We start from the raw sequence: 12,242 nt of genomic DNA on the forward strand, positions 1-12,242 counted from the left end.
GCCAACGCCGTCTCTGATACACTCCGATCAGCGCTTCATAAACCCGTTATTCGCAGACCACGCAGAGCTCGATTTCGATGACGCAGGCAACCAACCAATCCTGGGGCGGACGTTTCAGCGAACCTACCGACGCATTCGTCGCCGCTTTCACCGCTTCGATCCCGTTCGACAAGCGTCTCTATCACCACGACATCCGGGGTTCGATCGCCCATGCCACCATGCTGGCTCGGGTGGGCGTGCTGACTGACGACGAACGGGACAGCATCATCGACGGCCTGAAAGCCATCGAGGCCGAGATCGAACGCGGCGAGGTCGAATGGTCGATCGCGCTCGAAGACATCCACATGAACATCGAAGCGCGGCTGACGGACAAGATCGGCATTACCGGCAAGAAACTGCATACCGGCCGTTCGCGCAACGACCAGATCGCTACCGATATCCGGCTCTATCTGCGCGACGAGATCGATGCCGTCGCCGCCGAGCTGGCGCGCCTGCGCAGCGGCCTGATCGAGCTGGCCGACCGCGAAGCGGATACCATCATGCCGGGCTTCACCCACCTGCAGACGGCGCAGCCGGTGACCTTCGGCCACCACCTGCTGGCCTGGCAGGAGATGCTGACCCGGGATCACGAGCGGCTGCTCGACTGTCGCAAGCGGGTCAACGTGCTGCCGCTGGGCGCGGCGGCGCTGGCCGGCACGACCTACCCCATCGATCGGCATGTCACTGCCGAGCTGCTGGGCTTCGACCGCCCGGCGGAAAATTCGCTGGATGCGGTCAGCGATCGCGACTTCGCCATCGAATTCACCGCCTTCGCCAGCATTCTGCTGATGCACCTCTCCCGCATGAGCGAGGAAATGGTGCTGTGGGCCAGCGCCCAGTTCGACTTCGTCGATCTGCCCGATCGCTTCTGCACCGGCTCCTCGATCATGCCGCAGAAGAAGAATCCGGACGTACCGGAGCTGGTGCGCGGCAAGACCGGGCGTGTCTACGGCCATCTGATGAGCCTGCTGACGCTGATGAAATCCCAGCCGCTGGCCTACAACAAGGACAACCAGGAAGACAAGGAACCGCTGTTCGATACCCTCGACACGGTCAAGGGATGCCTGCGCGCCTTCGCCGACATGGCGCCGGCGCTGGTGGCCAAGCCGGACAACATGCTCGAAGCGGCACGCCGCGGCTTCTCCACCGCCACCGATCTGGCCGACTACCTGGTCCGTGCCGGTGTCGCCTTCCGTGACGCCCACGAGATCGTCGGCAAGGCGGTCGCCTACGGCATCGAGCAGCGCAAGGATCTCTCCGAGATGTCGCTCGCAGAGCTCAAGCGCTTCTCCGATGTCATCGGCGAGGACGTGTTCGAGGTGCTGACGCTGGAAGGGTCGGTCGCCGCGCGCAATCACATCGGCGGCACCGCGCCGGATCAGGTTCGCGCAGCCGCCCAGCGCGCGCGCGATGCCCTCGGCACGCTGCAGGAGAGCCATCATGTCGCGTAACGTTCCGGCCATCTTCCCGCAGCTATCGAAGCCGCTGGCGCTGCTGACCCTGTCGCTGCTGGCGCTGTCCGGCTGCGGCCAGAAAGGACCGCTCTACATGCCCGGCGACGAGGAAGCGGCGAAGACCTACGACCCGCAAGGCGTCTACGAAGAGGACACTCGGCCGTCAGGCTCGGCGGCCCAGTCGCCCGGCGAGGAAGACGCCGATACCGCAGACCAGCCACCGGCAGCGCCGCAGGCGAGCCCGGCGCCGGCCGCCACGCAACCGAACGCCGAGGAGTTACCGTGACGTTCGAGGCTTTCCCCATTCGTGATGGCGTGCTGCACGCCGAAGATATCGCTCTGGATCAACTCGCCGAGCAGTATGGCACGCCCTGCTACGTCTATTCGCGCGCGGCGCTGACCCGCCACTTCAAGGCCTACAGCGAGGCGCTCGGCGACATGCCGCATCTCGTCTGCTACGCGCTCAAGGCCAACTCCAACCTCGCCGTTCTCGACGTGCTGGCGCGTCTCGGCGCCGGTTTCGATATCGTGTCGGTCGGTGAACTCGAGCGGGTCATTGCCGCGGGCGGCGATCCGGCCAAGGTCGTGTTCTCCGGCGTCGGCAAGCAGGCCGACGAGATGGCCCGCGCGCTGGAAGTCGGCATCAAGTGTTTCAACATCGAATCGCGTCCGGAGCTCGAACGTCTCGATCGCGTGGCCACCGAGCGCGGCCAGGTGGCGAACATCTCGATTCGCGTCAATCCGGACGTCGATGCCAAGACCCATCCGTACATCTCCACCGGGCTCAAGGCCAACAAGTTCGGCGTGGCCGCGGAAGAGGTGTTCGATCTCTATACCTGGGCGGCCGAACGGCCCAACCTCAAGGTCGTGGGGCTGGATTGCCATATCGGCTCTCAGCTCACCGAGCTCTCGCCCTATCTCGATGCGCTGGATCGCCTGCTCGCCCTGGTCGACCGCCTCGCCGAGCACGGTATCGTCATAGAGCATCTGGACATCGGTGGCGGCCTGGGCGTGACCTATCAGGACGAACGCCCGCCGGCGGCCGAGGATTTCGTCGCCGCCGTGCGCAAGCGTCTGCGCGGCCGGGAACTGACGCTGCTGCTCGAGCCCGGACGCTCCATAGCGGCCAACGCCGGGGTCATGCTGACCCGGATCGAGTACCTCAAGCCTGGCGAAACCAAGAACTTCGCCATCGTCGACGCCGGCATGAACGATCTGATCCGCCCGTCGCTGTATCAGGCGTGGCAAGGCATCGAGCGCGTCGACACCCGCCAGCCCCGCAACAGCGCCGTCTACGACGTGGTCGGCCCGATCTGCGAGAGCGGCGACTTCCTCGGCCAGGCCCGCGAGCTGGCCGTCGCCGAAGGCGACCTGCTCGCGGTACGCTCGGCAGGCGCCTACGGTTTCGCCATGGCCTCCAACTACAACAGCCGCGGCCGTCCCGCCGAAGTCCTCGTCGACGGCGACAAGAGCTATCTGGTACGCCGTCGCGAAAGCCTCGAATCGCTGTGGGCGCTAGAGTCGTGCTTGCCAGAAAAGCCCCGGCTGCCGGAGGAGCGCTGATGCTGCTGAACTTCACCAAGATGCACGGCCTGGGCAACGACTTCATGGTGGTCGACCTGATCACCCAGCGCGCCTATCTGCGGGGCGAGCAGATCCGCCAACTGGCCGACCGTCATTTCGGGGTCGGCTTCGATCAACTGCTGCTAGTGGAGCCGCCGCGCAAGCCGGACATGGATTTTCGCTACCGGATCTTCAACGCCGACGGCGGCGAGGTGGAGAACTGCGGCAACGGCGCGCGCTGCTTTGCCCGCTTCGTCATCGACCAGCGCCTGACCCACAAGCGTGAGTTCAAGGTCGAGACGCTGGGCGGTCCCTTGACGCTGAAAGTGGACGACGACGGCCGCGTGCGGGTCGACATGGGCACGCCCCGCTTCGCACCGGCCGACGTGCCGTTCGTGGCCGACAGCGACGAGCCGCTGCACCATCTCGAAATCGACGGCCGCCCCGTCGCGTTCAGCGTCGCCTCGATGGGCAACCCGCACGCCGTACTGCAGGTCGACGATATCGACGACGCGCCGGTCGAAACACTGGGGCCGAAGCTGCAGCAGCACCCCGGCTTTCCGCGTCAGGCCAACATCGGCTTCATGCAGGTCGACTCCCCGCACGCCGTGCGACTGCGCGTCTTCGAACGCGGCGTCGGTGAAACCCTGGCCTGCGGCACCGGCGCCTGCGCGGCGGTGGCCTGCGGCATCCGCCGGGGCCTGCTGCAAAGCCCCGTCGATGTCGAGCTGCGCGGCGGCAGGCTGACCCTGGAATGGGAAGGCGGCGAGGCCCCGATCATCATGACCGGCCCGGCCGAGCGCGTCTTCGAGGGACGCATTGCCCTGAACTGATAAGTTGCCCCGAACCAACAAATAACCTGAACTAATAAATAAGAAGACGCGGCGGCGAGACTCCGCCACGTCGTGAGGGATTCACAGGAGAACCAACGCATGTCACGCGCTCAGGCCCCCGAGCCCCGTCAGACCCTGGACCCCGATCGGGTCGCCGAGTGGCTGGCGCAGCATACCGACTTCTTCGTTGGCCGGGAGGGGCTGCTGCAACAGCTCAAGGTGCCGCATCCCCACATTCCCGGTGCTGTCTCGCTGCTCGAGCGGCTGGTTCACGACCTTCGCCGCCGGGCCGAGGATGCGGAATGGCGGCTCGAGAACCTGCTTGAATCGGCCCGCTACAACGAAGCCCAGTATCGTCGGACCCGCGAGCTGGTCCTCGGCCTGATCGAGGCCGAGAGCGCCGACGCGCTGGCCGAAGCGCTGTCGACGCAGCTGGCGGAGCGCTTTCGTACCCACGGCATCAGCCTGTGGCTGAACGCACCGCCGGCCTGCCACGCCACGCCTCGCGACACCAACGCCTGGCAGCCGCCCCGCTTCGCCTTGACCGACGAGGCGCGCCAGCGCCTGGAACTGCTGCTCAACGAGCAGACCAGCCGCTGTACCACGCTGAACCGGGAAGACTGGAGTATCCTGCTGCCGCACTGTAACCCGCCGCAGGGATCCGGCTCCTGCGCCATCACGCGACTGACCCAGGGCGAGCCCATGGGATTTCTGCTGTTGGCCAGTCACGACAGCGAGCACTTCCGGGCCACTCTGGATACGCTGTTTACCGAGTACTTGGGCGAGGTGGTCAGCCGGCTGTTGCGGCGTACCGAGGTCGCCAGTGCAAGCCGCGCTTGATGCCTTCCTGAAGCGGCTGGCGCAGCGCGCCAGCCCGGCGACGGTGGATGCCTATCGTCGCGATATCACCGCCCTGATCGGCTATCTCGAGTCGCAGGACGTGAATAGCTGGCGCCAGCTAGACGTCACGCTGCTGCGGCGCTACCTGGCCCACGAGCGGACCCGCGGCATGGCGCCGAGAACGCTGGCGAGACGCCGCGCCGCGCTGTCGCGCTTCGCCGACGAGTTGGTCCATCGGGGCGAGCTGGACCACAACCCGGTGCAATTGACGCAGGCGCCACGGCAGCCGCGTCACCTGCCCAGCCCGGTAGATGTCGACCTGCTCGGCCAGTTTCTGGACACTCCTCACGGTGGCGAGCCGCTGGACTGTCGCGATCAGGCGATGCTGGAACTCTTCTATTCCTGCGGCCTGCGTTTGGCCGAGCTGGCAGCGCTCGACCTTGCCAGCCTCGACGACCGCCACGTGCGGGTCGTGGGCAAGGGCGGCAAGCCTCGCCAGGTGCCGCTGGGCAAACGTGCCGGCCAGGCCATCCAGATCTGGCTCGGGTTTCGCAGCACGCTGGCGGCAGAGGGCGAGACCGCCCTGTTCGTCGCCCAGCACGGCGGCCGTCTCGGTCATCGGTCGATCCAGAGCCGGCTGGCCGATACCGCCCGCAAGCGTGGCCTGCCGGAGCATCTGCATCCGCACCGGCTGCGCCACTCCTTCGCCAGCCATCTGCTGGAGTCCAGCCAGGATCTGCGCGCGGTGCAGGAACTGCTGGGCCATGCCAATCTCTCGACGACGCAGATCTACACGCGCCTGGACTGGCAGCAGCTTGCCGAAGTCTACGACCAGGCCCATCCTCGGGCGCGGCGCAAGTCGGCCTCAGTCAACGACGAGAGTTCAGACAAACCCTAGGAATTCCCCGATATGCCGCTGGACGCCATCACCTTCGATCTCGACGACACGCTGTGGCACAACGGCCCGGTCATGGCCCACGCCGAGCCGGCGCACTATCAATGGCTCGCCGAACGGGTCGACGCTCACCGAGGGCCGGCGGCGACACCGCTGGCCGAAGCCTTTCCGCTGGAAGCCTATCAGTCGATTCGCGCCGCGCTGATGCAGCGCTTCCCGTTGAGTCGAGGCGATCACAGCTGGATTCGCGAGCGCGCCATGCGCGAACTGCTGATCGAGCATGGCCTGTCTCCCGACGAGGCGGCGCAGTGGGCGGCAGCCGGCTTCGAGCACTTCATGACGCTGCGCCACGAGGTCGCGCTCTATCCCGAGGTCGTACCGATGTTCGACGCCTGGGCACGGCGCTACCGGCTCGGCATCATCACCAACGGCAACGTCGACGTGCGCCGGCTGTCGCTGGATCACCATTTCGACGTGATCATTCTCGCCGGTGAAATGCACGCCTCGAAGCCGGACCCCCGCCCGTTTCTGTCGGCCGTGGCCCAGCTCGGCACGCAGCCCTACCGCACGCTGCACGTGGGAGACAACTGGGAAGAGGACGTGCTCGCCGCGCAGCGCCTCGGCATGCACGCGGTCTGGATCGATGCCAAGAACGAAGGCGAGCGGGAGCTGCCGCCCCGGGTGCATCGCGTGACGCACGTGAGGGAGTTGCCGGGTATCGTGGCGCAGCTGGACCAGCCGTCATCGTAGCGATACGACATATCATTTGGAGAGAGCAGTGGTTTGGAGCGTAATTGCTTGAAGATCGATTCAAGCCCGAGCAGGTCACTACTGAACGGGCATCAATCTCCGTTCCGCTCGTTATTGTGAGGGGCAAGCCCCTCACGCTCCCCTTTTTGACGCCACAGGGCAGCTATGCCTGCACGCCGTATCGCTTCACTCGGGTCGGCGCGAAAGGACATCCTGTCCAACGCGCCTCTTGCGACATCCCTGTCGCAAGACCCGGTTCAGCGATGCGTCGTGCAGTGCTGCCCTGAATAGGCGTCATTAGGGTGACGAATTCAACGTAAGCTGGGAAAACTCGAATGAGTCGCTCCTTCGAAGAGAACTCAACTGGCCAGCCACCGATCCATCACGCCATACGCCTGATCCAGCCCCTGGCGCTTCAGCGAGGAGAAGAGCTGCACGCTGACCAGGTCTTCCCATTCGGCCAGCCGTTTCCTGACCTGCTGCAGCGACGCCTTGGCCGGCCCCTGCTTCAACTTGTCCGCCTTGGTCAGCAGGATATGCACCGGCAGTTCCCGATCGTCCGCCATCTCGAGCAGCTGGATATCGAAATCGCTGAGCGGGTGGCGAACGTCCATCAACAGGATCAACCCGCCCAGCGAGCGGCGACGGTGCAGGTAATCGGCGAGATGTGCCTGCCACTCCTTCTTCATCGCCTCCGGCACCTTGGCGTAGCCGTAACCCGGCAGGTCGACGAGCCTGAGCTGGTCGTCGTTCTGCAGCGTGAAGAAGTTGATCAACTGCGTGCGCCCCGGCGTCTTCGAGGTGCGCGCCAGCGCCCGCTGCTGGGTCAGCGCATTGATGGCACTGGACTTGCCGGCGTTGGAGCGCCCCGCGAACGCGACCTCGACGCCTCGATCCGGCGGGCATTTGGCCAGCGTCGGGGCACTGATCAGGAAGGTCGCCGTCTGATAGTTGCGGCGCTCGGGAGTGGCAGTCATGGCAGGCTCGATTATCTTGAGACGGTAACGTCGCGCAGTGTACCACGCGTATTCCACCCAGGATGAGGCGTGACGTTCGGCGCTCCCGAAGGCGGGGCTGCTGCTCGATGCTCCCGCAGACGAGACTTCTGTGCGACGCTCCCAGACGACCGTTTGGCGCCCTACGCTTTTGCGCCCATTTCTGTCAGGCTAAGAGCAACCGGTCGGTAGCAGGCTAGCGAGGGAACCTCACGGTTCTTCGGGGTTCCAATACCCGTAGCGTGCCAACCGCCGACAGCGGTTTCATGGAACATGATGTCATCGACAATGATTTTCGATATTCAGGAGCAGTAACGCATGATCAAGTCTTTTATGGCGCTATTGGCCGGACTGACATTTTCGGGCGCAGTGATGGCGGCGGATATCGTCGAAGGTCAGGACTATCAGGTCGTCGACGAGCCGATGAAAACGGACGTGCCGGCAGACCAGATCGAAGTCACCGAGGTGTTCTGGTACGGCTGCCCCCACTGTTATGCGCTGGAAGAGCCGCTTAACGAGTGGGTCGCCCAGCTCCCCGACGACGTCGTCTTCGATCGCATGGCGGCACCGCTGGGCAAGGTGTGGGAACAACATGCCACGGCGTTCTACGCGGCCGAACAGCTCGGCATCGAAGAGAAACTGCGCCAGGACTTTTTCGACGCCATCCACAAGGACGGCCAGCGCCTGACCGACAAGGACGACATTGCCGAGTTCTTCACCGACTACGGTGTCAGCAAGGATGAAGCGCTCAAGGCACTCGACTCCTTCGGCGTGAAGAGCGAGATCCAGCAGGCTTCCGCCAAGATGCGCGGCTACAAGCTGATGGGCGTGCCCGACCTGATCGTTGACGGCCGTTATGTCGTCACGCCCGACTCCGCCGGCTCGCTGGAAAACATGCCCAAGATCGCCAGCGCGCTGATCGAGAAGGTTCGCGAGGAACGCACCGAGAGCGAGTGACGCCATGTCCCTAGCCGCCTCGACACCCGCCAGCGAGGTCGCGCCGACACTGAAACTGCTGACCTGCAATCTGCAGGTCGGCATTCATACCTCGGCCTACCACCACTATTTCACGCGAAGCTGGCAACATCTGCTGCCCCATCCCAAGCGCAGTTCGCGCCTCGATGTCGTGGCCAGTACGCTATCGGCCTACGATATCGTCGGGCTCCAGGAGGTCGACGGCGGCAGCTTCCGCTCCAGTCACGTCAATCAGGTGGAATATCTCGCCAAGCGCTCGGCGTTCGATTTCCACTTCCAGCAGCTCAACCGCAACCTGGGGCATGTCGCCCAGCACAGCAACGGTCTGCTGTCGCGTCTGATGCCCAACCGGGTCGACGAGCACCGTCTGCCCGGCATGCGTGGGCGAGGAGCGATTCATGCCCGCTACGGCGAAGGGCCGGACGCCCTGCATGTCTTCGTCGCGCACCTGGCGCTCAGCCAGCGCGGTCGCCTGCGTCAGCTCGACTACCTCGGCGAGATCATCGAGCCGCTGCATCACGTGGTGGTCATGGGCGATCTCAACTGCACGCCGGAGCAGCTGTTGGCGCATCCGCGATTCTGCCGCGCGCTGGACCTCAATCCGCTCAAACCGCAGCTCAGCTATCCGGCCTGGCAGCCCCGCCGGGCGCTGGACCATATTCTGCTGTCGTCATCGCTGAAGGCCGAGCCGCCTCGTGTGCTGGAGGCGATGTTCTCGGACCATCTCCCCATTGCCATGGACATCCATCTGCCGGTTGCCTGCCGGCGAAGCATCGGCCTCGGCGCCGATCGCAGCACGGATACCTGAGATACGAAAAAGCGCCTCCGAGGAGGCGCTTTTCCCTACCGGATCGAGACGGCCGGCAGTCATCCGCCGACCACCGTCATCCCGCTACCCAGTTTACCCAGTTGATCATCGGCGTCGGGTAGAGCCCCAGCAGGATGACCAGCGTGGCCACGCCCAACACCACCATGCCGCCGGCCCGTTCGGCCCAGTCGTGGGTCGCGTCGCGACGCTGCATGCCGGGTTCGTGCAGGAACAGCGTGACCATCACGCGCAGGTAGTAATAAAGCCCGATGGCGCTCCCGAGCACCACGCCGCCGACCAGCCACCAGCGATGGGCTTCGACACCCACCGCGATGATGTAGAACTTGCCGATGAAGCCTGCGGTGAACGGAATCCCCGCCAGCGACAGCATCGACACCGTCATTACCGCAGTAAGATAGGGGCGGCGCCAGAACAGGCCGCGGTAGTGGTGCAACGGGCTCGCGTCCGCCGTACCGCCGGTGGCCACGTAGGGGCTCGATACCAGCGTGACGACGCCGAAGGCACCGAGCGTGGTCAGCACGTAGGTGACCAGATAGATCCCCACGGTCTCCACGGCCAGCCCCTCGTTGACCACCAGCGCCACCAGCAGATAGCCGAAATGGGCAATCGACGAGTAGCCCAGCAGGCGTTTGAGATCGTTCTGGGTCAGCGCCAGCAGGTTGCCTACCAGCATGGTGACGACGGCGATGAAGCCGAGCAGGTCGTGCCACCAGTTCTCGTGAAACGCCAGCGTCGACTGGAAGAGCCGCACCAGCACTAGAAACACCGCCACCTTGCTGGCCGTGGCCAGGAATGTCGTTGCCGGCCCGGGCCCGCCCTGATAGACGTCCGGCGTCCACAGATGAAACGGCACGATAGAGAGCTTGAACGCCAGGCCTACCAGGAGCATGCCGGCGCCCGCCAGCAGCCACGGATCGCTGCCATAGGTCGACAACGCTTCGCCCAGCTCGGCGAAATCCAGTGTGCCGGTTATTACATAGAGCAGCGCCATGCCGAAGAGCAGGAAGGCGGTGGCAGCCGCCGACAGCACCATGTACTTGATACCACTTTCCAGCGCGCCACGGTCCCGGAAGGTATAGGCAAGCATCCCGAACAGCGGCATCGACAGCAGTTCGATGCCGAAAAATAGCGTCGTCATGTGACGTGCGGAAACCAGTACCAGCCCGCCGGCCGCGGCACTCAGCAACAGCAGGTAGAACTCGTCCCGCGGACCTTCGTAGCCTTCCAGGTAGTGGTGGGCCAACGTGACGCACGCCAGCGTCGACATCAGCACCAGCACGCCGCCGAAACGTGACAGATCGTCGACCACCAGTACCGAAGTGACATCGACCGCGCCCAGCGTCCAGCCGAACAGCAACGCCAGCAGCGCCACGTTGAGTCCGACGGCGGTCAGGATCGCGCTCAGCGTGTGGTTGCGCTGCCAGGCGATCGACAGCATCACCACGATCACGGTCAGGCAGACCAGAATCAGCGGAGAAATGGCCAGTAATGCCATCGTGGTAGCGTGGCTCATTGGGCACCTCCCGTCATTGCCCCGGCTTGCTGAACGCTCTGTTGCACGACCTGCATGGCGCCGGCGGAGGTATCCAGCAGCGGCTGGGGATAGATGCCGAAGAACACCACCAGGGCGACGATGCCGAACAGCAGTACCGTCTCGCGTCGATCCAGCCCCGCCAGCGGCGTCTCCTCCCTCGGCGGCCCGTAGTAGACCCGCTGCATGATGAACAGCGAATAGACGGCAGCCAGGATCAGGCCGGCACTGGCAATGACCACGATCCAGGGCGCGACGCCGAATGAACCGAACATCACCATGAATTCACCAACGAAATTGGCGGTACCGGGCAGACCCAGCGACGCCGCCACGAACACCAGCGCGAACCCCGGCAGACCGCGGATACGCCCCCACAGGCCACCCATCTGGCGCATGTCGCGGGTATGCAGACGCTCGTAGAGCTGGCCGGAAAGAATGAACAACCCGGCGGCGGAAAACGCATGCGCCACCATCAGCGCCACCACGCCCTGCAGCGCCAGTTCGGTGCCGGCGTAGATGCCAATCAGCACGAAGCCCATGTGGGAAATACTGGTGTAGGCGATCAGACGTTTCAGGTCCTGCTGGCCGCAGGCGAGGATCGCGCCGTAGAAGATGCCGATCAGGCCCAGTGTCATCGCCACCGGCGCGAAGGCCTGGGACGCTTCCGGGAACAGCGGCAGTGCAAAGCGCAGCATCCCGTAGGCCGCCGTCTTGAGCAGAATGCCGGCGAGATCGACACTGCCGGCAGTCGGTGCCTGGGCGTGAGCATCCGGTAGCCAGCCGTGCAGCGGCACCACCGGCAGCTTGACCGCGAAGGCGACGAAGAAGCCGAGCATCAGCCACCAGGCGGTGGTTTCGGACAGCGGCGTATCGAGCAGATCCGCATAGGCGAAGGTGTATTCACCGGTGGCGCCATGGTGAGCGAACACCAGCCCAAGAATGGCAATCAGCATCAGCAGGCCGCTGGCCTGGGTATAGATGAAGAACTTGGTGGCCGCGCCGATCCGCGAACTGCCCCGGGAGCCGCTGTGGCCCCACAGCGCGATCAGGAAATACATCGGCACCAGCATCATTTCCCAGAACAGGAAGAACAGGAACAGGTCGATAGCGAGAAAGACCCCGACCACGCCACCGAGAATCCACAGCAGGTTGAGGTGGAAGAATCCGACCCGCTGCACGATCTCCTTCCACGAGCAGATCACGGCCATGGCGCCGAGCAGCCCGGTCAGCGCGATCATCAACAGCGACAATCCGTCGATCGCCAGATGTACCTGAATGCCGAAACGTGGAATCCAGTCGGCCTGCCACTCCAGCGTCCAGGCGTTGGCGGCACCTTCCGCCGGCAGGCTGAAGTCGCTACCGACCCACAGCCCCAGCACCATCGCCAGCTCGAGCAGCATGGTGCCAAGCGCGATCCAGCGTGGCGCCTGGTCGCCGAAGCGTTCGGCCTGCCAGCACAGCAGGCCGCCAATGAAGGGGATCAGTATCAGCCAGACCAGAGTCATGAATCAGCCATCCGCGATAGAGTGAATTCCGTG

11 protein-coding genes and 1 pseudogene are annotated in these 12,242 nt (G+C 64.6%); 9 read left to right on the forward strand and 3 right to left on the reverse strand.

Features of this window, described 5'->3' with window-relative positions:
* Positions 1-77 precede the first annotated feature (77 nt).
* The 7 genes and pseudogenes from argH to BC443_RS06340 all read left to right on the forward strand — a co-directional run bounded on the left by argH (position 78) and on the right by BC443_RS06340 (position 6,374).
* Positions 78-1,490 (forward strand): argininosuccinate lyase, encoded by a 1,413-nt coding sequence (argH, locus tag BC443_RS06310; protein ID WP_071230983.1) that lies wholly within the window; start codon positions 78-80, stop codon positions 1,488-1,490.
* A gap of 34 nt (positions 1,491-1,524) precedes the next feature.
* Positions 1,525-1,614: pseudogene (locus BC443_RS19055) on the forward strand (lipoprotein); the annotation flags it as partial.
* A 161-nt stretch (positions 1,615-1,775) separates the two neighbouring features.
* The gene (gene lysA / locus BC443_RS06320; RefSeq protein ID WP_071230985.1) at positions 1,776-3,056 is read left to right on the forward strand and encodes a diaminopimelate decarboxylase; all 1,281 of its coding nucleotides are present in this window, start codon (positions 1,776-1,778) and stop codon (positions 3,054-3,056) included.
* Entirely contained in the window at positions 3,056-3,889 is an 834-nt protein-coding gene (gene dapF, locus BC443_RS06325; protein WP_071230986.1) for a diaminopimelate epimerase, read from the forward strand. The genes lysA and dapF overlap by 1 nt, the downstream gene beginning before the upstream one ends.
* Positions 3,890-3,988: 99 nt before the next feature.
* Entirely contained in the window at positions 3,989-4,729 is a 741-nt protein-coding gene (locus BC443_RS06330; protein ID WP_071230987.1) for a DUF484 family protein, read from the forward strand.
* Complete coding sequence (locus BC443_RS06335; RefSeq protein WP_071230988.1) at positions 4,713-5,627, forward strand: tyrosine recombinase XerC; 915 nt, start codon at positions 4,713-4,715, stop codon at positions 5,625-5,627. The genes BC443_RS06330 and BC443_RS06335 overlap by 17 nt, the downstream gene beginning before the upstream one ends.
* 12 nt (positions 5,628-5,639) lie before the next feature.
* A complete protein-coding gene (locus BC443_RS06340; RefSeq protein ID WP_071230989.1) occupies positions 5,640-6,374 on the forward strand; it encodes an HAD family hydrolase in 735 nt (244 codons plus the stop codon).
* Positions 6,375-6,733: 359 nt separating this feature from the next.
* Here the strand turns inward: BC443_RS06340 and yihA are convergent, their stop codons facing one another.
* Positions 6,734-7,351, reverse strand: a complete 618-nt coding sequence (gene yihA / locus BC443_RS06345; protein ID WP_071230990.1) for a ribosome biogenesis GTP-binding protein YihA/YsxC — start codon at positions 7,349-7,351, stop codon at positions 6,734-6,736.
* 336 nt (positions 7,352-7,687) lie between these two features.
* Between yihA and BC443_RS06350 the strand changes: the two genes are divergently transcribed.
* Positions 7,688-8,326 (forward strand): thiol:disulfide interchange protein DsbA/DsbL, encoded by a 639-nt coding sequence (locus BC443_RS06350; RefSeq protein WP_071230991.1) that lies wholly within the window; start codon positions 7,688-7,690, stop codon positions 8,324-8,326.
* A 4-nt stretch (positions 8,327-8,330) separates the two neighbouring features.
* On the forward strand, positions 8,331-9,152 hold the full coding sequence (locus BC443_RS06355; protein ID WP_071230992.1) for an endonuclease/exonuclease/phosphatase family protein: 822 nt from the start codon (positions 8,331-8,333) through the stop codon (positions 9,150-9,152).
* Positions 9,153-9,228: 76 nt separating this feature from the next.
* Here the strand turns inward: BC443_RS06355 and nuoN are convergent, their stop codons facing one another.
* Positions 9,229-10,686 carry an NADH-quinone oxidoreductase subunit NuoN gene (gene nuoN, locus BC443_RS06360; RefSeq protein ID WP_247643233.1) on the reverse strand — a complete coding sequence of 486 codons (1,458 nt, stop codon included), beginning with the start codon at positions 10,684-10,686 and terminating at the stop codon, positions 9,229-9,231.
* Positions 10,683-12,209: an NADH-quinone oxidoreductase subunit M gene (nuoM, locus tag BC443_RS06365; protein ID WP_071230993.1), complete on the reverse strand. Its 1,527-nt coding sequence runs from the start codon at positions 12,207-12,209 to the stop codon at positions 10,683-10,685. Before nuoM ends, nuoN begins: the two co-directional genes overlap by 4 nt.
* Positions 12,210-12,242 lie beyond the last annotated feature (33 nt).

The sequence above is a fragment of the Salinicola sp. MIT1003 genome, from assembly GCF_001858555.1.
Taxonomy (GTDB): domain Bacteria; phylum Pseudomonadota; class Gammaproteobacteria; order Pseudomonadales; family Halomonadaceae; genus Salinicola; species Salinicola salarius.